This window comes from Shewanella sp. FeAMO, from assembly GCF_053653955.1.
Genome location: NZ_CM132201.1, coordinates 2,249,387 through 2,270,424, shown reverse-complemented (window position 1 = coordinate 2,270,424; position 21,038 = coordinate 2,249,387). Strand labels below are relative to the sequence as shown.

19 protein-coding genes are annotated in these 21,038 nt (G+C 52.8%); 6 read left to right on the top strand and 13 right to left on the bottom strand.

Annotation, left to right across the window (positions count from 1 at the left end; all coding sequences use genetic code 11):
• Positions 1-69: 69 nt before the first annotated feature.
• Positions 70-1,485, top strand: coding sequence for an exodeoxyribonuclease I (sbcB, locus tag ACWAU4_RS10155; RefSeq protein ID WP_096141683.1), 1,416 nt, complete (start codon positions 70-72; stop codon positions 1,483-1,485).
• A gap of 89 nt (positions 1,486-1,574) precedes the next feature.
• Entirely contained in the window at positions 1,575-2,471 is an 897-nt protein-coding gene (gene cdd / locus ACWAU4_RS10150) for a cytidine deaminase (protein WP_025009553.1), read from the top strand.
• A gap of 64 nt (positions 2,472-2,535) precedes the next feature.
• Here cdd and ACWAU4_RS10145 read toward each other — a convergent pair whose 3' ends face one another.
• The 11 genes from ACWAU4_RS10145 to yceD form a co-directional block, all read right to left on the bottom strand.
• The gene (locus ACWAU4_RS10145) at positions 2,536-3,414 is read right to left on the bottom strand and encodes an NAD(P)-dependent oxidoreductase (protein ID WP_144190511.1); all 879 of its coding nucleotides are present in this window, start codon (positions 3,412-3,414) and stop codon (positions 2,536-2,538) included.
• A gap of 254 nt (positions 3,415-3,668) precedes the next feature.
• A complete protein-coding gene (locus ACWAU4_RS10140) occupies positions 3,669-4,148 on the bottom strand; it encodes an acyl-CoA thioesterase (RefSeq protein WP_025009552.1) in 480 nt (159 codons plus the stop codon).
• Between the two features lie 70 nt (positions 4,149-4,218).
• Positions 4,219-4,587 carry a hypothetical protein gene (locus ACWAU4_RS10135; protein ID WP_025888946.1) on the bottom strand — a complete coding sequence of 123 codons (369 nt, stop codon included), beginning with the start codon at positions 4,585-4,587 and terminating at the stop codon, positions 4,219-4,221.
• A 160-nt stretch (positions 4,588-4,747) separates the two neighbouring features.
• Positions 4,748-5,986: a beta-ketoacyl-ACP synthase II gene (gene fabF, locus ACWAU4_RS10130; protein ID WP_028779317.1), complete on the bottom strand. Its 1,239-nt coding sequence runs from the start codon at positions 5,984-5,986 to the stop codon at positions 4,748-4,750.
• A gap of 192 nt (positions 5,987-6,178) precedes the next feature.
• A complete protein-coding gene (gene acpP, locus ACWAU4_RS10125; protein WP_006081231.1) occupies positions 6,179-6,412 on the bottom strand; it encodes an acyl carrier protein in 234 nt (77 codons plus the stop codon).
• 163 nt (positions 6,413-6,575) lie between these two features.
• Complete coding sequence (gene fabG / locus ACWAU4_RS10120) at positions 6,576-7,322, bottom strand: 3-oxoacyl-ACP reductase FabG (RefSeq protein ID WP_025009550.1); 747 nt, start codon at positions 7,320-7,322, stop codon at positions 6,576-6,578.
• A gap of 10 nt (positions 7,323-7,332) precedes the next feature.
• The gene (gene fabD / locus ACWAU4_RS10115) at positions 7,333-8,259 is read right to left on the bottom strand and encodes an ACP S-malonyltransferase (RefSeq protein ID WP_101058950.1); all 927 of its coding nucleotides are present in this window, start codon (positions 8,257-8,259) and stop codon (positions 7,333-7,335) included.
• 129 nt (positions 8,260-8,388) lie between these two features.
• Positions 8,389-9,348, bottom strand: coding sequence for a beta-ketoacyl-ACP synthase III (locus tag ACWAU4_RS10110; protein ID WP_025009548.1), 960 nt, complete (start codon positions 9,346-9,348; stop codon positions 8,389-8,391).
• Positions 9,349-9,357: 9 nt separating this feature from the next.
• Complete coding sequence (gene plsX, locus ACWAU4_RS10105) at positions 9,358-10,386, bottom strand: phosphate acyltransferase PlsX (protein WP_025009547.1); 1,029 nt, start codon at positions 10,384-10,386, stop codon at positions 9,358-9,360.
• Positions 10,387-10,401: 15 nt separating this feature from the next.
• Positions 10,402-10,572 (bottom strand): 50S ribosomal protein L32, encoded by a 171-nt coding sequence (gene rpmF, locus ACWAU4_RS10100; RefSeq protein ID WP_025009546.1) that lies wholly within the window; start codon positions 10,570-10,572, stop codon positions 10,402-10,404.
• 16 nt (positions 10,573-10,588) lie between these two features.
• A complete protein-coding gene (gene yceD / locus ACWAU4_RS10095; RefSeq protein ID WP_025009545.1) occupies positions 10,589-11,113 on the bottom strand; it encodes a 23S rRNA accumulation protein YceD in 525 nt (174 codons plus the stop codon).
• Positions 11,114-11,388: 275 nt separating this feature from the next.
• Here yceD and ACWAU4_RS10090 point away from each other — a divergent pair, with 275 nt between their 5' ends.
• On the top strand, positions 11,389-12,036 hold the full coding sequence (locus ACWAU4_RS10090) for a Maf family protein (protein ID WP_208125906.1): 648 nt from the start codon (positions 11,389-11,391) through the stop codon (positions 12,034-12,036).
• Between the two features lie 211 nt (positions 12,037-12,247).
• Positions 12,248-13,261, top strand: coding sequence for a PAS domain-containing protein (locus ACWAU4_RS10085; protein ID WP_208125904.1), 1,014 nt, complete (start codon positions 12,248-12,250; stop codon positions 13,259-13,261).
• Between the two features lie 364 nt (positions 13,262-13,625).
• On the opposite strand, the gene ACWAU4_RS10080 is transcribed toward ACWAU4_RS10085, so the two are convergent.
• Together ACWAU4_RS10080 and rluC are read right to left on the bottom strand one after the other, a co-directional pair.
• Positions 13,626-14,270, bottom strand: a complete 645-nt coding sequence (locus tag ACWAU4_RS10080; protein WP_045283750.1) for an HAD-IA family hydrolase — start codon at positions 14,268-14,270, stop codon at positions 13,626-13,628.
• Between the two features lie 21 nt (positions 14,271-14,291).
• Entirely contained in the window at positions 14,292-15,257 is a 966-nt protein-coding gene (rluC, locus tag ACWAU4_RS10075) for a 23S rRNA pseudouridine(955/2504/2580) synthase RluC (RefSeq protein ID WP_054743938.1), read from the bottom strand.
• Between the two features lie 588 nt (positions 15,258-15,845).
• On the opposite strand from rluC, the gene rne reads away from it, so the two are divergent.
• Both rne and ACWAU4_RS10065 read left to right on the top strand, forming a co-directional pair.
• Positions 15,846-19,319, top strand: coding sequence for a ribonuclease E (gene rne / locus ACWAU4_RS10070; protein ID WP_208125895.1), 3,474 nt, complete (start codon positions 15,846-15,848; stop codon positions 19,317-19,319).
• Positions 19,320-19,457: 138 nt separating this feature from the next.
• Positions 19,458-21,017: a SulP family inorganic anion transporter gene (locus ACWAU4_RS10065; protein WP_028779322.1), complete on the top strand. Its 1,560-nt coding sequence runs from the start codon at positions 19,458-19,460 to the stop codon at positions 21,015-21,017.
• The last annotated feature ends 21 nt before the right edge of the window (positions 21,018-21,038 follow it).

Here is a 21,038-nt window from a genome sequence, read left to right as displayed (position 1 = left end):
CCGGCAAAATCCCATTTCCGTAAAAAAATGTTAAGATAAGCTTTTGTCTACAGAGCCAAAGTCATCAGCATGAGTCAAGCCCAACCTCAGCCTTCCATATTCTGGCATGATTATGAAACATTCGGCGCTAATCCGGCGAAAGACAGGCCGGCGCAGTTTGCCGGGATACGTACCGATCTGGAGCTGAACATCATTGGCGAGCCCGAGACCTTTTACTGTCAGATAGCCAGCGATTACCTGCCCTCTCCCGAGGCGATCCTCATCACAGGGATCACGCCGCAGCTGGCGAATGGCAAAGGGCTGCCGGAAACCGAGTTTATGGGGCGGATCAATGCCCTGTTCAGCCAAGCCAATACCTGCGTCGCCGGCTACAACTCGCTGCGATTTGATGATGAGGTCAGCCGTTATGGTTTTTACCGTAACTTTATCGATCCCTATGCCAGAGAATGGCAGCAAGGCAATTCCCGCTGGGACATTATCGATTTGGTTCGGGCCTGCTATGCCCTGCGCCCGGACGGGATCAACTGGCCAACCAAAGAGGACGGCTCTCCCAGTTTCAAGCTCGAACATCTGACCCAGGCCAACGGACTCGGCCATGAAAAGGCTCACGATGCCATGTCAGATGTTTACGCCACCATAGCCTTGGCCAAACTGATAAAAGAGAAACAACCAAGGCTGTTTGACTACTATTTCAAACTCAGACGCAAGCAGGCAGTCTCTGAGCAAATCGATGTACTCAATATGCAACCTTTGGTGCATATCAGCTCCAAGATCCCGGCGACTCAGGGCTGTGCCACTCTCATTGCCCCTGTGGCCCATCATCCGGAGAACAAGAATGCCATTGTCTGCGTTAACCTGCATATGGATATCAGCCCGCTGATTGAATTGGATGTAGACAGCATTCGCGAGCGCCTCTACACGCCAAGAAGCGAATTGGCAGAAGATGAATTACCCATACCGGTTAAACAGGTGCATATCAATAAGTGCCCCTTTATTGCCACCGCCAAGACACTGACCGATGAAGCCGCCGAGCGGATTGGATTTGACAAGGCCTTTGCCCGCGAGCAATACAAGCGCCTGCGCCAGCATCCGCAGATCCGCGCCAAGCTGGCAAGCCTGTTTGATACCCCAAGGGACAACCAGAGTACAGATCCGGATCTTATGCTCTACAGCGGAGGATTCTTCTCTCCGGCGGATAAGGCCAAGATGGAGATGATCCGCCATACCGCCCCCGATAATCTGGCGGCGCTGGATCTCAGCTTTGACGACCCCAGGCTCAAGGAGATGCTGTTTCGTTACCGTGCCCGCAACTATCCCTCGACACTTACGGACAAAGAAACACTGCGCTGGCATGAGTTCTGTCAGCAAAGACTCAACGATCCGGATTATGTCATTCGCTTAGAAAATCTGTTGGAAGAAACTGCCGAAAATGAAAGTCACCAGCGACTTCTCAAGGCTCTCGTGCAATACTTACAGGCGCTTTAACGGAATTTTGCGAAGCCAGTCCCGTTTCCACTGTAACTTCCTGACTAAACTGGATAACCATTAGCTTAACATTTAACAAGGAATGGCCAATGCAAGACAGATTTGTAAACAGCCTGAACCAGTTGCCCAAGACACTTGCCGAGCAATTGGTTCCACTGCTCAACGATGAGTTCGCCGGTCATCTGGATGCACAGCAGCTGAGTGAGTTGGCCAAGGTCAGCGGCCTTGGTGATGATGAATTACTGCTGGCACTCTTGCCTATTGCTGCGGCACTGGCCAATCCGCCAATCAGCGAGTTCTATGTCGGCGCCATCGCCAAAGGCAAGAGCGGTGATATCTATATGGGCGCCAATATCGAACTACCGGGTGAAGCCTTGTGTCACTCGGTTCACGCCGAGCAAAGCGCCATCAGTCATGCCTGGCTGAGCGGTGAAAGCCAGGTAGTCGATATCATAGTCAACGAGAGTCCCTGCGGCCACTGCCGTCAGTTTATGAATGAGTTGGTGGCCGGGCAAGAGATCCGCATTCATCTGCCCAAGCAGCCTACAGCGCCTTTGAGTCATTACCTGCCCTACGCCTTTGGTCCCAAAGATCTCAATGTCACCACACCTTTGCTGAGTAAACAACAGGTAAACCTGGCGCTTGAAAGCTCCGATCCCATGGTGATTGAGGCGCTGGATCACGCCAGCCTCAGCTATGCCCCGTACAGCAAGAGCCATTGTGCGGTAGTACTGGAAACGGCTGATGGCGCCACCTTCTGTGGCCGTTACGCCGAAAACGCCGCCTTTAACCCATCCATGATGCCGATGCAGATGGCACTGTCGACCCTGCTGCGCCATAACCGCAGCTTCAGCGAAATCAAACGGGCGCTGCTGCTGGAATCGGCCGATGGCAAAATCTCTCTGGTGGGAGCCAGCATGGACGCCCTGCACGCAGTGGCGCCTGTAGAGCTGGAACATATAGTGGTCAGCCCCGAGCCCAACTGATAGCAGACTCAAAACCCAAAAAGGACAGCTGATGCTGTCCTTTTGTTATCTCCAATCGCTGGCCTTACTTATTACGGCACTTCTCCTGGCGAGCCATCAGACTGGAAGTATCCCAGCGGTTACCGCCCATGGCCTGCACTTCTGCGTAGAACTGATCAACCATGGCAGTCAGCGGCAAATGCGAGCCATTGCGTCTGGCTTCATTGAGTGCTATGCCTAAGTCTTTGCGCATCCAGTCCACCGCAAATCCAAAATCATACTCGCCCTTCAACATGGTCTTGTGACGATTTTCCATTTGCCAGCTCTGGGCCGCGCCTTTGCTGATCACCTCAACCACCTTCTCGCCATCGAGCCCGGCGCTCTTGGCAAAATGCATGGCTTCGGCCAAACCTTGTACCACCCCGGCAATGCAGATTTGATTGACCATCTTGGTCAACTGCCCGGCGCCAACATCTCCCAATAGTTCGGCGCAGCGGGCATAGGCAGCCATCACAGGTTTTACCCGTGCAAATACCGCCTCAGAGCCGCCGGCCATAATGGTCAATACCCCATTCTCGGCACCGGCCTGACCGCCGGAAACCGGCGCATCCATAAAAGCGATGTCCTTCTCGGCCAGCAAAGCGGCCAACTCCCGCGCCACGTCGCATGAGGCAGTGGTGTGATCGACAAAGATACTTCCCGGAGCCATACCATGCACTGCGCCCTCTTCACCCAGTACGACCTGGCGTAAGTCATCATCATTGCCGACACAGGCAAAGACAATATCCTGCCCCTCGGCGGCTTGGGCCGGAGTCGCGCAGCAGCGCCCACCAAACTCTGCCGCCCAGGCTTCAGCCTTGGAGAAAGTACGGTTGTAAACAGTGACCTGGTGCCCCTGTTTTTGCAGATGCCCAGCCATGGGATACCCCATAACACCTAGACCGAGAAATGCGACATTCGCCATGATATTTCCTTGATTGTTTTAAGTGCGGGAACAGGCTGGCCCGATTGCCGACCATGCTTCAAAACCTTTGGCGTAAAGCCAAGGTTTTGGTTTAAAGCAAAATTCTTAGTTTAAACCAAAGCCGAGAGTGACAATTCGAGCCGATGTTTAAGCCGCATTTTGCCATGGGGCAGCGTAAAGGAGAAGTTGATACGGGTAAACTCAGCATCCCGCATACAGAAAAGAGCCACGAATGTGGCTCTTGAAATCAACACTTAAGGATGAACGTGCGCTTCCATTTCCGCGCCGATTTTCTTGCGCATCTCCATCAACTTGATTGCCGAATCCCTGAGCTCTATGTCTCTTGCCGATGTCGGCTGCCATTCAGGTACAGGCGTAGGTTTACCTTCATCGTCTACCGCCACCATGATGACAATACAGTGAGTGGTCAGATGGCGCTCGGAATCCTTGGGATCGCCGGCCTTTACGTCCAAACCTATGTGCATGGAGGTGCTGCCGGTATAGATCACCTTGGCGCTCACCTCCACTATATTGCCCACATGAATAGGTTTGACAAATCTGATCCCACCGGCATAAACCGTGATGCAGTATTTACCGCTCCAACCGGCCGCACAAGCATAGGCCGCCAAGTCAATCCACTTCATTACTGCGCCGCCGTGTACCTTGCCGCCAAAGTTGACGTCAGCGGGCTCGGCCAAAAACCTCAGGGTTATCTGTCTCTCTGTTCCTGCCATGGGATCCTCTCATCAGGCTTGGCGATCTGCTGACCGCACCTGGCTGAGAGTGTACGCGAAAATTTCGCAATCACCCAAACTTACATACCAGGAAACTTCCGCCAATCACCAGAGGTAAGGCCAGCCGATAAATCCAAAGCTGCAATTTGCTGCTGATAAAACGGGACAGATGAAACAGTGAGTAAATGCCCATCGCCAGCAGGAAGATGCCAAGCACCTCTACCCCGGCTATCACATCGGCATCGCCGCCGGCATAAACCGCTGCTGTCAACAAGGCAAACCAGAGCACTGTATAGGCAGCTATGGCCAAACTAAAAGTGCGAACACCAATTTCCATCGCCGGTTGCCAGCGGCTGTTTTCGCCCCGCACCAACTCGGTTAAATTGGCAGCAATCGCTCCGACTACGGCCATAACAGGAAACATTGCAGGATTGAGCATAGTGAAAACTCCAGAATCATTTGGCGGGATTCTGGCGCTATATTCAAAGAATGCCAATAGAGATGAACAAAGGTTAATTCTGGGTTTAGCTTGAGAATATGACTAACTGATTTTAAAGATAAAAAAAGCGCCATCTGGCGCTTTTTCAAGAGGTTGAATCTTAAACTCGCTTCAGCAACAAAGAGCCATTGGTGCCACCGAACCCGAAAGAGTTACATAGCACATGCTCTACTTTGGTCTGACGTGCGGTATGGGCAACAAAGTCCAGATCGCAACCTTCGTCCGGGTTGTCCAGATTGATGGTAGGCGGAACTACCTGATCTTTAAGGGCCAACACAGAGAAAATGGTTTCCACTGCACCGGCAGCACCGAGCAAATGCCCCGTCATCGACTTGGTGGAGCTCACCATCAGCTTATAGGCATGATCGCCAAAGATGGACTTCACTGCCGCCGCTTCGGCCTTATCGCCTGCCGGCGTAGAAGTACCGTGAGCGTTAATATAATCTATGCTTTCGGGTGCCAGGCTTGCATCTCTCAGCGCATTTTTCATGGCTGCCGCAGCGCCGGCGCCATCGGCTGGCGGCGAGGTCATATGGAAGGCATCGCCGCTCATACCGAAACCAACCAGCTCGGCATAAATCTTGGCACCGCGAGCCTTGGCGCGCTCATACTCTTCCAGCACCAGTACCCCGGCGCCGTCGCCGATAACAAAACCGTCTCTGTCTTTATCCCATGGGCGGCTGGCCGCCTGAGGGTCATCATTACGGGTAGACAAGGCCTTGGCCGCGGCAAAGCCACCCACGCCCAGAGGACAAGTCACATCTTCTGCGCCACCGGCAACCATCACATCGGCATCGCCATAAGCTATGGTACGGGCTGCGAAACCTATGTTGTGAACCCCGGTGGTACAGGCAGTTGTCACCGCAAAGTTAGGGCCGGTCATGCCGTACATAATGGACAGATGACCGGCAATCATATTGATGATGGTGCTGGGCACAAAGAAAGGGGAAATTTTACGTGGGCCACCGGCCATCAAGGCGCTGTGGTTTTGCTCAATCAACCACATGCCGCCCATACCAGCGCCGATAGCGGTTCCGACTCGGGTCGGATCTTCTTTATCCATCTCCAATCCGGAATCACGCATGGCCTGAATGCCGGCAGCCATACCGTACTGAATAAAGAGGTCCATCTTGCGGGCGTCTTTACGGGACAGGTACTGCTCTACGTCAAAATCTTTGACTGAGCCTGAAAAACGGGTGCTGAATTCGCTGGCATCAAACTTGGTGATAGGCGCGATACCGCTCTGACCTGCCAGCAAGGCTTGCCAGGTGCTGTCCACTGTGTTGCCGACCGGGGTCACCAGACCCAGGCCAGTGATAACGACTCGACGTTTAGTCACTGTGTCCACCTTAGATTAACGGGTGAGTTACCATGATAGGCTAGGCTGTTGCAGCCTACCATTGCCGCCGGCCAGCAGCCGAATGGTCACATGACACGATAATGCATCGGCTGATACTGGTACAACCAGAAACTGACGGGGCGAAAACAAAAACAGGCGGCAATTATGCCGCCTGTTTTCTGGAATTCTGGATTACTGATTCTTGGAAACGTAATCGATCGCTGCCTGAACGGTAGTGATTTTCTCAGCTTCCTCATCAGGGATCTCGGTATCAAACTCTTCTTCCAGAGCCATAACCAACTCAACAGTGTCCAGAGAATCTGCACCCAGATCGTCTACGAAAGAAGCTGCTGGCTTAACGTCTTCTTCTTTAACGCCCAGTTGCTCTACGATGATTTTCTTTACACGTTCTTCGATGTTGCTCATTAGTTTTCTTTCCTATTCAAATTACGCACTTGCGTAAGATTGCGAGTAGTTTATTAGATTTGACCAACATTGCAAGCCTAGAATTCGTGGTCTAACCACGATTTTAGGCCCTCAATTGCTGCAGATCACCACCCAATTGCGACAGTATCCCTGCCATTCGCCCTTAAACCATATACATCCCGCCATTTACATGCAAGGTTTCCCCTGTGATGTAAGCGGCGGCATCCGAGGCCAAAAAGAGCACGGCGTTGGCAATTTCCTGTGCCTGACCCAAGCGTCTCATTGGAACCTGGGACATGATGGCCTGTTGCTGATCTTCTGTCAGCTCATCCGTCATATCTGTCTGGATAAAACCAGGAGCAATAGCATTAACTGTAATTTGACGAGATGCAACCTCTCTGGCGAGAGATTTTGTAAATCCGATCAAACCCGCTTTGGCCGCAGAGTAGTTCACTTGGCCCGCATTGCCCATGGTACCTACCACAGAGCCGATATTGATGATACGACCATGACGTTTCTTCATCATTGAGCGCATCACTGGCTTGGATAACCTGAAAAGAGATGTCAGGTTGGTGTCCAGGATATCCTGCCACTCATCCTCTTTCATCAGCATCAATAAATTGTCACGGGTGATGCCAGCATTGTTTACCAGAATATCAACATCACCGGCTTTTTCTTTGATCGAGGCAAATAAATTTTCAACAGATTGTGGATCTGTGACATTCAGCACCAAACCATGGCCCTTATCGCCCAGATAAGCCGAGATGGCTTCAGCGCCACGCTCACTGGTTGCGGTACCGAATACTGTGGCACCGGCCTCGGCCAGAGTAGTGGCAATCGACTTGCCAATGCCACGACTGGCGCCGGTAACCAGGGCAATCTTGCCGCTTAAGTCTAATGTTACGCTCATGAAAAGCTCCTTATTCGATCAATGCAGCCAGAGAAGCGGCATCGTTGACTGCCTTGGCAGTAAGGGATTTATTAATGCGCTTGCAAAGCCCGGTCAAGACTTTACCCGGACCCACTTCATAGAGCTCAGTGACCCCCATGGCCGCCATGGCTTCAACGGTTTCAGTCCAGCGCACCGGGCTGTATAGCTGACGTACCAAGGCATCACGGATATCAGCGGCAGCTTGTGGCTGGGCGACATCCGCATTGTTAATCACGGGAATTTGCGGCTGGCTAAATTCGATGTTACCCAGTGCACTGGCCAGTTTATCGGCGGCAGGCTTCATCAAAGCGCAATGGGAAGGCACGCTCACAGGCAAGGCAACCGCCATTTTGGCGCCTGCTGCCTTACAGGCTGCGGCGGCGCGCTCAACCGCGGCTTTTTCACCGGCAATCACGACCTGGCCTGGGCTATTGTAGTTAACCGGGCTAACCACAGCGCCTTCGGCGCTGTCTTCACAGGCCTTGGCAATGGCGTCGTTATCCAGGCCTATGATGGCAAACATGGCGCCGGTTCCGGCAGGAACCGCTTGCTGCATCAATTGACCACGCAGTTCAACCAAATTAACTGCATCGGTAAACTTGAGCACCCCGGCACACACCAGCGCCGAGTATTCACCCAAACTGTGGCCTGCCATCACGCTGGGCGCGGATTTGCCGGCCGCTTGCCAGGCGCGATGCAGGGCGACACTGGCGCTCAGCAAGGCAGGCTGGGTCTTGTCAGTCTCGTTAAGAGTTTCGGCCGGTCCCTGCTGCACCAGTTGCCACAAGTCGTAACCCAGTACTTCACTGGCTTCACGAAAAGTCTCGGTCACGACCGGATAGCCTTCGGCAAGATCGGCAAGCATGCCAACAGCCTGAGAACCTTGTCCCGGGAACACGAAAGCGAAGTTTTCCATATTCATTTACCTATGATTGCAGGCAGCAAAGCTGATGCCGCTGCCCGAGTCCACTGATCTGCCCGGCAGATCAACTTGTATGCATTGAGACGTCCCGCTCACTTACGCGAAGAAAGCAGGCACTGAATATCAGAAGCGAACCAAGGCGCTACCCCAGGCAAAACCGGCACCGAAGGCTTCAAGCAGCAAGAGTTGCCCGCGCTTGATGCGGCCATCGCGCACCGCTTCGTCCAGTGCAATCGGCACTGAGGCAGCTGAAGTATTGCCATGTTTGGCCAGCGTCAGCACCACTTTATCAAGACTCATGTCCAATTTCTTGGCTGTAGCATTAATAATGCGGAAATTGGCCTGATGTGGCACCAGCCAATCTATTTCTGACTTGTCGACGTTATTCAATCTCAGGGTTTCTGTCACCACATGGGACAACTGAGTCACGGCGACCTTGAAGACATCGTTGCCCTTCATGGTCATAAAGCCCACGGCTTCGGAGGTTTCTCCGGCTCTGGGTGGAAAGGCACATTTGAGCAGATCGCCCTGACGGCCATCGGCGTAGATATGGGTAGAGATGATCCCCGGCTCTTCACTGGCGCCCACCACGGCGGCACCGGCACCATCACCAAAGAGAATAATGGTGGTCCTGTCTTCCGGCTCACAGAGTCTGGAAAGCACATCGGCGCCTATTACCAGCACTTTCTTGGCCGCACCGGTTTTCACGAACTGATCGGCAACCGACAGCGCATAGACAAAGCCGGAACAAGCCGCAGCGACATCAAATGCCGGGATGGTATGAACCCCCAACATGGCCTGCACTTCACAAGCAGCTGCCGGAAAGGCGTTTGCCGCACTTGTGGTGCCGCAGATAATCATATCGAGTTCACCGGCTTCGATGCCTGCCATTTCAATGGCCTTCAACGCCGCCTGATAACCCATAGTGGCAACCGTTTCACTGGCATCAGCGATCCGACGCTCAGAAATACCCGTGCGCTCAACAATCCACTGGTCACTGGTTTCCACCATTTTTTCCAGATCCTGATTGCTACGCACCTGCGCCGGCAGATAACTGCCAGTTCCAAGAATTTTTGTATGCATAAGGAGAAATCAGCTGTTTATATCTAAAAGTATCGACTCGAGACGCTGCTTGATCATCTCAGGGAGTCGACGTCTTGCTTCAGTGACTGCCAAGCTAATCGCTTGTAAATAGGCAGTTTCATCCGCATTCCCATGGCTCTTGACGACTATTCCGCGCAATCCTATCAGACTTGCTCCGTTATAGTGGTCGGGGTTCATCTGTTTGAGCACGCTTTGAATACTGGGAGCCAATAATTTGGCCAACATGCGTACAAAAAAGCCTCGGGTCAGCCCTTCCTTAAGCTGATGGATCAACAGTCTGGCAATGCCTTCTGAAGTTTTCAGGGTAATATTACCGACAAAACCGTCGCAGACAATCACATCGACTTTGCCTCGGTAAATCTCATCCCCTTCGATAAAACCTTGATAATTGATTTGAGGAGTATGTTGCAACAACTGGGCAGCCTGCTGCACCTGATCGTTGCCTTTGATCTCTTCGCTACCGACATTGAGCAGTGCAACCTTGGGTCTGGGTTGTTTGGTCACTGCTTCGCAGAGTACTGAACCCATGACGGAAAACTGGAACAGAGTATCTGAATCACAGGAAACATTAGCCCCGAGATCCAGCAGATAGACTGGCTTATGATTGATGGTGGGAAGACAACTGACCAAAGCGGGTCTGTCTATACCCGGCAGCGTCTTTAGTACAACCTTGGCCATCGCCATCAGCGCGCCGGTATTTCCCGCACTGACACACGCCTGGGCCTCGCCTCTATGCACAGCATCCAGCGCCTGACGCATTGAGCTGTCACGCCGGCAACGCAAAGCATGCACTGGCCTGTCGGACATACTGACCACTTCAGTGGTATGCCTGAGTTCTATTCTATCTGTAATGTCTTGCCCGGATTGGGCGAGATATGGCTGTATCTGGTCTTGGTCACCAACCAGAATAAACCTGAGATCTGGATATAATTTAAGTGCCTGCAGGGCTGCAGGCACAGTCACGTGGGGGCCATGGTCGCCACCCATCGCATCTAACGCAAGCGTCAGACTCGTCATAAGACAATCAACAACTTACTTGTTGATTACCTTTTTGCCACGGTAGAAACCGTCAGCAGTCACATTGTGACGACGATGCAGTTCACCGCTGGTAGCGTCTACAGACAGCTGAGCAGTGCTCAGTGCATCGTGTGAACGGCGCATACCGCGCTTTGAACGAGATTTTTTATTCTGTTGTACAGCCATTGATCTGTCTCCTGGATTACTTGCTCTTCAGTTTTTCTAACACTGCAAACGGATTTGGACGCTCCTCTTGAGCGGCTTCAATCTCGCCTATAGCCACATCCTTGGAACCTGTATGACATTCATCTACGTCATGGGTAGGTATCAAGGGCATAGCCAGTATCAATTCATCTTCAATCAATTGATGCAGACGAACTTCGCCAATTTCATTACACTCAATAGGGTCATACGCATCCGGGAGCTCATCGATTTCAGCTTCATTCCGGCAAGGACTGAAACTAAACTCGACCGTAACCTCTGTGGTAAATAGTGTCATGCAGCGTTGACATAGCAGAGTGAGCTCCGTCACAGCCTTCCCTTTCAGGTAGACTATCCCCTGTAAATCCACACCACACTCAATTGACACTGTCACATCGGAACAGTCGCCGGCACATAATTCATTCAATCGCTTCAGTTGCGTACCAGGAACAACACCTTGATAGCTAAGGCGGCTGGTCGCAGCACGAATGGGATCAATTGAAACCGGTATCTTTACTGTTTGCATAAGGCGCGCATATTATAGTTTGAAACCGCCGGAGTCAAAGGAAAAATGATGATGAGGCTCGCAAAGGAAACAAAACCTGTGCGCCCCCAGCCATCATAGGCCTGTTCCAACGGGTTCGAAATTGACGGACGCAGAATTCTACCCAAGCACAGGGCTCTTCACAAGCCGTTGCCGCGCAAAATAAAGCCAGTCATCTCATCCCAAAGCCACTCTTGCCAGGCCTTGGCAAATTTGGCGACAATATCCGGCTCCCACATCGCTTTGGAACCCAAGATATGACCCACCAAGATGACAGCACCCAGGCTGCGGTATCACCCACAGAACCTCAGTTGATTTTAGCCTCAACCTCCAGTTACCGAAAGGCACTATTGGCAAAATTGGATTTGGCGTTTGAGTGTGTAGCTCCCGAAGTGGATGAAACGCCCCTGCCTGAAGAAACCGCCTTTGATTTGGTCAAGCGTCTGGCGGCAGCCAAAGCGCAGGCCGGGGCAAAGCAGCTAAGCAATGCTCTGGTGATAGGTTCTGATCAGGTCGCTGTGATTGATGGTCAAATCGTCGGCAAGCCACTGACTGAAGAGAAAGCCTGCAAACAATTACAGGCCGCCTCGGGGAAAAGCATCACCTTTTATACCGGGCTGGCGCTCTTTGACAGCCGCAGCGGCCAAACTCAGGTGGAAGTCGAACCTTTCACTGTGCATTTCAGAAACCTGAGCCGAGATGAAATCACCGACTATGTTCGCCGCGAGCAACCGCTCTGGTGTGCCGGCAGCTTTAAGTGTGAAGGCTTGGGCATCGCCCTGTTTCGGGCCCTTGAAGGACGGGATCCCAACACACTAATAGGTTTACCCTTAATCCTGCTCATCGAAATGCTCTCCCGTCAGGGTATAAAAATATTGGGAGATGCTGCGGCGCCAGTAAGATGAAGGCTCAGGCGCTGCCTCTTACCTGTACCTATTCCCTCCTACAGACTTGCCAAGGAACATGTGGCACTGTGATGCAAGATGATACGGGTGTCGGATGGGTCTGAATCTTATCACAACAAGGTAAATTGAAGTGCGTCAGCGCGGCTTTCGCTCTACACTAATAACAATTAATCAACATATCTCTTTTGATGATCCCTTGTAGAGTGAAAAGATGACAGATACCGAAGAAGCCTTGGCTCTACTGGCTGCTCCCTGCACAGATAAACGCTTTTTTCAACGGGCACTGCGCGCACTCGCCTTGGTGACCCAATGTCGCTGGGCCGGCTTTGGCCGACTCAAAAACAATTCCCAAGGCGAAATCATCGCCTTTTGTGACAACAAACAGTCTCTGCCTGCTTTTGAGTTTGAATTGGCCGGCTCTCCCTGTGAGTCCCTCTATCAACAACAGGAAACCAGCACTCACATACTCCACGCCCGTGATCTGCAGAAACGATTTCCCCATTTTGCCATGATCCGCGAGATAGGCGCCCAGAGTTATCAGGCCGAGTTGATCCTCGGCAGTGATGGCAAACCGGTCGGCCATATTTTTGTACTCGACACCCTCCCCCAGGCCGAAAGCGCCAAGTCAAAAGAGTTTTTCCGGATCTTGGCCCAGCGTATCGGTCTCGAATATCACAGAATGTTGGTCAGTCGCGAGCTCGCCATGCACAAGCAGATGATAGCCACCACAGATCATCTGTTGGCATTTATCGGTACCGATTACTGTTACCGTATGGTCTCCAAAGGGTATGAGCAGCTTTTCAACCGCGTTCAAGAGGAGATCATAGGTAAGCATATTGCTGAACTGCACGGTGTAAGCGCGTTTGAGAAGAAGATCCGGCCGCTACTTGAGCGGGCCTTTAACGGCGAAACGCTGGAAGCCAATCAGTGGTTGCATCCACCGCATCTGGCCGCGCCGATACTGATGAGTGTACGACATTCACCCTGCATCAATGATGCCGGCGAAATTTGCGGCGTCATAGTCTCGTCCCACGACATCACCCGTCTGTCAGCGCTGGCCTTGTCCAGCCTGGGCACTGAGCCATTGGATCTTAATAGCGGGAGCCTTGGTGCAAAGGACTTGAGCACAAAGAACCTGAGCAAAGAGAACTTGAGCGCAGAGCCCCCAAACGCGAATAACCTGAGTACCCAATTGGGCCAGGAGTTGAAAACCGCCAATTCCTGAACTTGCACTTCACTTTATTTAGGGAAGGTGCGAACAAGTCCCATGTGTGCTCTGCGTCGGCTTACTGGCCTGGATGCAAGGCGTGGTTCGCAGCAAATGGCCCTAGTCCTTTGCAAGAAGCGCAACACAGCAGGCAGGCTTGTAAGCCACGCCCTTCGGGGCTTTCACAGCAACCGGCTTTCTGCGTTATCCGACTTCGACAGGCCCCGGCATGCCTTCAGTCAGATGCCTTGAACGCCAATTGTTGTGCAAGCCAGAGTGCCACGAGGACTTATTCGCACCTTCCTTAGCAGAATACGGAAAGTAAAAGGCCTGCATCTGCAGGCCTTTTCACTGTGCACTAGGGACTGTATTCCCGTAAGCATCATAGGTGATGTAAAAGCCCCAATGGCGTGTCGATAATAGCTTTGGGCGCTGCTTCATGTAAGCGTTCGCGACTATGGGCGCCATAACTGACCCCTATGGCATCCATACCGGCACTGGCAGCCATATTGAGATCGTGTACCGAATCACCCACCATCAAGGCTCTCTCAGGCGCTATCTTTAATTCAGCCAATAGCTGTTGCAGCATGTCCGGGTGTGGTTTACTTCTCGCCTCATCGGCGCTGCGGCTGGCATGAAAAAACTCTCCAAGCCCAGTTTCCCCCAGTACACGTTCAAGACCTGCCCTTGCCTTACCTGTCGCCACTGCCAGCAGATACTTCTCACTGCGCAGCTGTGACAGCAGTGCCGGAGTTTCACTGAAAAGTGGGCTAGGCGTGGTATCAAGCAGCAGGAACTGCTGCTTATATTCCTCTCTGAGCGCCTGATATTCGCCAACACTTCCCGCTGGATAGAGGCATTGCAAGGCCTCTGTCATAGATAGGCCAATAATGTCACGTACTGCCTGCTCCGAGGGTATAGGCAAGGCCATTACCCTTGCCGTATTTTCCATACAGCGGACAATCTTGCCTATTGAGTCCATCAGTGTGCCGTCCCAATCGAATATCAGCAGCTCGTATGCCTTCATGGCCTGTTTCCTTATTCTTTGCTATACCCGAGTAAGTTTATCCAACAACTCAAGTAACTCAGGATCCAAAGGAGCCTGCACTGTCATTTCAGTCTCTGTGTCAGGGTGAGTGAACTTAAGTTGCGCCGCATGCAGAAACAAGCGATTCAACCCGAGTGCCCGCATACTGTCATCAAACTTTTGCTCACTGTACTTTTCGTCACAAGCAATAGGATGACCGGCATACTGGCAGTGTACCCGGATCTGATGAGTACGACCGGTAACCGGGCTGGCCTGCACCAGTGTGGCACCGTCATAACGCTGCAAAATTTTGAAGCGGGTTTCCGAGGCCTTGCCTTCGGTATTTACCCGCACAATGCGTTCACCCGATTTGAGCGTCAGCTTCAGCAATGGCGCCTTAACCACCTTGTCGTGCTTTTGCCACTCACCACGAACCAGCGCCTGATAGTCTTTTTGCATCTGCTTGTGCCTGAGCTGGTCATGCAAGTGCTTTAGCGCGCTGCGCTTCTTGGCAACCAAAAGCACTCCGGAGGTGTCTTTATCCAGACGGTGCACCAACTCGAGAAACTTTTGTTGCGGTCGCAGGGATCTCAGCGCTTCAATCACGCCGTAATCCACACCACTGCCACCGTGTACGGCGATGCCGGCCGGTTTGTTCAGTACCAGAATATGTTTGTCTTCAAAAAGAATTCTGTCCTCTAGGCGCGATACCCGCTCAAGATTGGCGGAAGGCGCCGTGCGGTAGTTTTCTTCACTGACCCGAACCGGCGGAATGCGTACCTGGTCCCCTTCGGCCAACTTGTATTCAGGCTTTATCCGTTTCTTGTTGACCCTGACTTCGCCCTTGCGCACTATGCGATAGATCATGCTCTTGGGCACGCCCTTGAGCTTGCTGAGCAGAAAATTGTCAATGCGCTGGCCAACATTGTCTTCGTCAATGGTCACCAGGCGAACTTGCTGATTGGGTGATGGCGTCTCGGTATTCATAACACTTATGTTGCGGTTCGGGGCGCGCTATTGTACAACATGTTGAGGCTTTTGATTGCCGATTTTTTTGAATTCAGCTATATTTCAGCGGCGAACCCTGCGTATTGATGAGCCATTGCTCAATCTATGAACGGTTCGAACAGTGGAAAGCGCTTGAGCGATGTCTGACTTCCGAGGTCGCAAATAGTTGATTTGCAAACCGTACATAAAAGAACACTACTGAAAAAATTGTTTTTACGGTTAAACCTGGACGGAAACACGAAATTCAGACCACTTTCAAGCCGCCACTATGCTGTTTTCGAAAGTTAATGTTAACTCGTCATCAAACGACAAGGCTCGACTTCGGCATTACCGGATTATTATTGAAGAATTTATGGGGTTGGTTGATGTTTTACAACGAATTCCTTGTTTTTGTAATCATTGAAAAATAAGCCATAAATAGGATGCGACACGCAGCGAATGCGTCTAACAGCAATGCGCACCTCCCAGCCTGGAGGAACGCCGAGAGGCGTCGCCCGAATGAGACCAGGCCCGTAATGCAGCGACCAGTACGTTTGATGACCTCTTATTAAGAAGAATGACGTCATCATGAAACGGATGTTAATCAATGCGACTCAATCCGAGGAGTTGCGCGTTGCCCTGGTTGATGGGCAACAACTCTATGATCTGGATATCGAAAGCCCAGGCCATGAGCAGAAGAAAGCCAATATTTATAAAGGTAAAATCACCCGCGTAGAACCCTCTCTGGAAGCGGCTTTTGTTGACTATGGAGCCGAGCGCCATGGCTTTCTGCCACTGAAAGAGATCGCCCGCGAGTACTTCCCCAAAGGTTACTCCTTCCAGGGTCGTCCCAGCATTAAAGAAGTGGTCAGTGAAGGCCAGGAAGTCATAGTTCAGATAGATAAAGAAGAACGTGGTAACAAGGGCGCCGCCCTGACCACCTTTATCAGTCTGGCCGGCTCTTACCTGGTACTCATGCCCAACAACCCTCGCGCCGGTGGTATCTCCCGTCGGATAGAAGGTGATGAGCGCACTGAGCTGAAAGAGGCCATGGAAAACCTGGAAGTGCCCAACGGCATGGGGCTGATTGTCCGCACCGCAGGTGTTGGCAAGGCCGCCGCCGATCTGCAGTGGGACTTGAAGGTATTGCTGCACCATTGGACAGCGATTCAGGAAGCGGCCGAGAGTCGCCCTGCTCCTTTCCTGATTCATCAGGAAAGCAATGTTATCGTTCGCGCCATCCGTGATTACCTGCGCCGTGATGTAGGCGAAATTCTAATCGACCACCCACAAATTTATGCCGATGCCAAACAGCATATCTCCCTGGTACGTCCTGATTTTGTCGACAGAGTCAAACCCTACTCATCTGAAGTGCCGCTCTTTACCCACTATCAGATTGAGTCACAGATAGAATCCGCATTCCAGCGCGAAGTCAGACTGCCTTCCGGCGGCTCTATCGTTATCGATCCCACCGAAGCACTGACCTCTATCGATATCAACTCCGCCAGAGCCACCAAGGGCGGCGATATCGAAGAAACCGCACTGAACACCAACCTGGAAGCCGCCGACGAGATTGCCCGTCAGTTGCGTCTGCGCGACTTGGGCGGCCTGGTGGTTATCGACTTCATCGATATGACTCCGGTCAGACACCAACGTGAAGTGGAAAACCGTCTGCGTGACGCAGTTCACCATGACCGTGCCCGTGTGCAATTGGGCCGTATTTCCCGCTTCGGTCTGATGGAAATGTCCCGTCAGCGTCTGCGTCCGTCTCTGGAAGAGTCCGCCGCTCACATCTGCCCACGCTGTAACGGCCAAGGCACCATTCGTGGTACCGAGTCGCTGGCACTGTCGATTCTGCGCCTGATGGAAGAAGAAGCCATCAAGGAAAACACCTCTCAGATTGAGGCCATAGTGCCTGTGGATGTCGCGGCTTACCTGCTGAACGAAAAGCGCAAGGCCATACGCATCACTGAGCAGCGCCATGATGTTGAAGTCTATGTGATCCCGGATCCACACATGATGACCCCGAACTACCGCGTGGTACGTCATCGCAAGGACGACCAGATCTCTGAAGTCAGCTACCAGCGTGTGGAAGAGCCGGAAAACAAACTGTATGAACCACGTAAACTGGAACGTGCTGCTGCACCCAAGCCAGCCTTGAGTGGTTTTGCTACACCTCTCAAGCAGGAAACTGCCGAAGCACCACAGACAGCCAAACCGGCGGCCAAAGCCGCAACGACTGAAGCGGCCAAGCCCGGAATAATTTCCCGTTTCTTCGCCGCCCTGGGTGCCATCTTCTCCTCTTCCGAGCCACAAGCCGACAAGAAGCAGGAAAAGAGCACTAAAGACAATCAGGAAGGCAGCGGCCAGAACAACCGCCGTAACCGTCGCAATGACCGCAACGACAGACGTCGCAAGAGTGGTGATGACAAAGACGGTAACCGCGATTCACGCAGCCGCAACCGTAAATCGTCCGCCAATGAGCGCCCTGCCCGTGATAAAGACGAGCAAGGCAACAAGCGTCAGGCAAACGATACCGGCAAGCCAACCCGTGGTGACCGTAACGACAAGGCTCCCAAGTCTGAAGCTGTGGATGAACGCAAGAGCCGCAGCAAGGCCCGTGACGAAAGCGAGCAGGAACCAAAACAGGAAGCCGCCCGTGAGCGTCGCCAACGTCGCAACCTGCGTCGTAAGGTGCGCATTGAGGCCAGCGATGCACAGGAAGCCGTTGACAATACAGCAGAGGCAACCAGCGCCGAAGTGAAAGCCAGCGCCCAGGCCAAACCTGAAGTAAAGGTTGAGGCAAAAACCGAGGCCAAGCCAGCTCGCACCAAAGAAAGCGATGCCAAGGATAACGCCGAGCAAACCGACAAGCCGCGTCGCAGCCGTCGTAAGCCTGCTGCAGCTCAGGCTGAGTCCAAGGAAATGGAAGTTCAGGCCGAAGTTGAAGCCAAGTCAGAAGCCAAGAGCGAAACCGCTGCCGAGCTGAAGGGTGAAGAGTCAACTCAGGTTGCCACTAAAGCCCAAGGTGCAGAGGTGTCACAAGACATTCAGGCAAGCGCCGACGTCAGCCCTGTTGCCAATGCCGAGCAAATCGCTGAAACCAGTGTTCAAGCTAATGGTGTTCAAAGTGATGCCGAAGCCATTGAGGGTGCTGAAGAAGACGATAAGCCCAAGCGCGAAGGCCAACGCCGTAGCCGCCGCAGCCCTCGTCATCTGCGCGCAGCCGGTCAGCGTCGCCGCCGTACTGAACAGGAAGGCGAAGAGTCTGAAAGCACTGAAAAGGCAAGCACTGAAAAAGCAGCCTCTGAAGTAGCAAATAACGCTAAAGAAGAGGTTGTCGCCGAGGCATCAGCGCCTGCCGCTGCCGTTGAAGTCGCCGCTGAGCAAGCAAAGCCTGCCGACAAAGCTCAAGAGCAAGCGCAAGCTGAACCTCAAGTTGTTGCCAAGCCGGCTCCTCAGGTTGAAGCCAAAGCTGAAGCAACAGCCGAAGCTCAGGTTGAGACCAAACCTCAAGCCGAGGTCGCTGCCAAGGTAGAAGTCGTTGCCGATACAAAAGCCGCCGAAGTAGAGGTAAAGGCTGAACCCAAAACAGCAGAAGCCGAGCCAATGACAGCGCCTGAAGCCCAAGCTGAAAAAGCTGAAGTTGCAAAAGCTCAACCAGTCGAAGCTGCGCCATCAAAAACGGCAGAGAAAGCGAGCGAAGCGCCCAAGGCAAAAGCTGCTGAAGAGATTGCATCCAAGCCCAAGGCAGAAACTGCATCGGCAAGCGTCGCCGCCTCTGCCCCTATGGCCAAGCCGGCTGCTATCAGCCGCCCTGCGCGCCAGTCAAGCAATGAAGCCAAGGAAAGCCCGGCAGCAACACCTGCAACAACCCAGGCAAGCGCCGCACCAAGAGTCAGTCGCTTCAGCACTATGGTTGGCTCAGATACAACCAAGCCACAGGTGGATCAACGTGCTCACGTTGAAGTGCCCAAAGGCCGTGAGTATCAGGCCAATGGCGAAAGCGCGCCACGCAAGAGCCATGGTAACAGCGCCGAGTCAGATATGGCCCGTCCCTGAACCTAAGTGTTGCTGAGAAAAACCATGCCCTCGGGCATGGTTTTTTTATTTTGATCTGCTTCACACTTCTGTCACAACAGAAATTTTGCTAGTATGCGCAACTTTGTTTTTAACCCTCAAGATGGGATCCCAAGCTGAATGTTTGAACTGATACGCCATAAAACCAGCAGTCACAAGGCGGATATACTCTCCGGCCTAACGGTTGCTATGGCGCTGGTGCCCGAAGCGGTAGCCTTTGCCTTCGTAGCTAAAGTAGAACCTATGGTGGGCCTTTATGCCGCCTTTATTATGGGACTGATCACGGCTCTCATCGGCGGTCGTCCCGGCATGATATCTGGCGCCACCGGCGCGATGGCCGTGGTCATGACCAGTCTGGTGGTGTCCCACGGAGTCAGCTATCTGTTTGCCGCCGTGGTGCTGGCCGGGATAATTCAAATTACCGCCGGAGCACTGCGGCTTGGCAAGTTCATTCGCATAGTGCCCTATCCTGTAATGATAGGCTTCGTCAACGGCCTGGCCATAGTCATATTCCTGGCGCAACTGGGGCAATTTCAGGTCAAAGTCGGCGAAGAGGAGATGGCCTGGTTACCCGGTGCAGATATCTGGCTGATGCTGGCGCTGATAGCCATGACTATGGCTATCATACATTTTCTGCCTAAGCTGACCACAGCCGTGCCTTCATCCCTGGTGGCCATACTGGCAGTAACCGCTCTGGTGGTGGGCCTGGATCTGGATACCCGCAACGTGCTCGATTATTTGCGCAATATGAGCGGTAATCCTGAGGCAACTATCGCCGGCACACTGCCAAGCTTTGCCATTCCGGCCGTGCCCTTCAACCTGGAAACCCTTTATATCATAGCGCCCTATGCCGTTATCCTGGCAGCTGTTGGCCTGATTGAGTCTCTGCTGACCCTGACTGTGGTCGATGAGATGACCCAGACTCGCGGCCGTGGCAACAAGGAATGTGTCGGGCAAGGCGTGGGTAACGTCACCAGTGGCTTTTTCGGTGCCATGGGTGGCTGCGCCATGATTGGTCAGTCGATGATTAACATCAACTCAGGGGGCCGCGGTCGTCTTTCCGGGATCACCGCCGCCCTCACCTTGCTGTGCTTTATTCTGTTTGCCGCCGCCTTTATCGAGATGATCCCGCTGGCCGCCTTGGTCGGGGTCATGTTTATGGTGGTACTGGGAACCTTTGAATGGGCCAGCTTTAAAGTAATGCGCAAGGTGCCCAAGCACGATGCCTTTGTTATCGTGCTGGTGACTGTGGTGACGGTATTTACCGATTTGGCGATTGCGGTATTTGTCGGGGTGATAGTATCTGCGCTGGTATTTGCCTGGGAGCATGCCAAACAGATCAGTGCTCAAAAGAGTATAGATGCCAACGGTTGGGCGGTTTACCGCCTCAATGGCCCACTGTTTTTCGGCTCGGCGGCTTCGTTCCTTGAGTTGTTTGATGCCAACAATGACCCCAAGGATGTCGTGGTCGACTTCCAGTCATCCCGGGTCTGTGACCACTCGGCTCTCGATGCCATAGACACCTTGGCCGAGCGCTATGTGAACCAAGGCAAACGCCTGCATCTTCGTCATCTTTCCAACGACTGCAAGCAGTTGCTGCACAAGGCCGGCGATCTGGTGGAAGTCAATCTGATTGAAGATCCCAGATACAAGATTGCCGACGACAAGTTAGACTCGTAAATTAACACTGTCCAGACCATA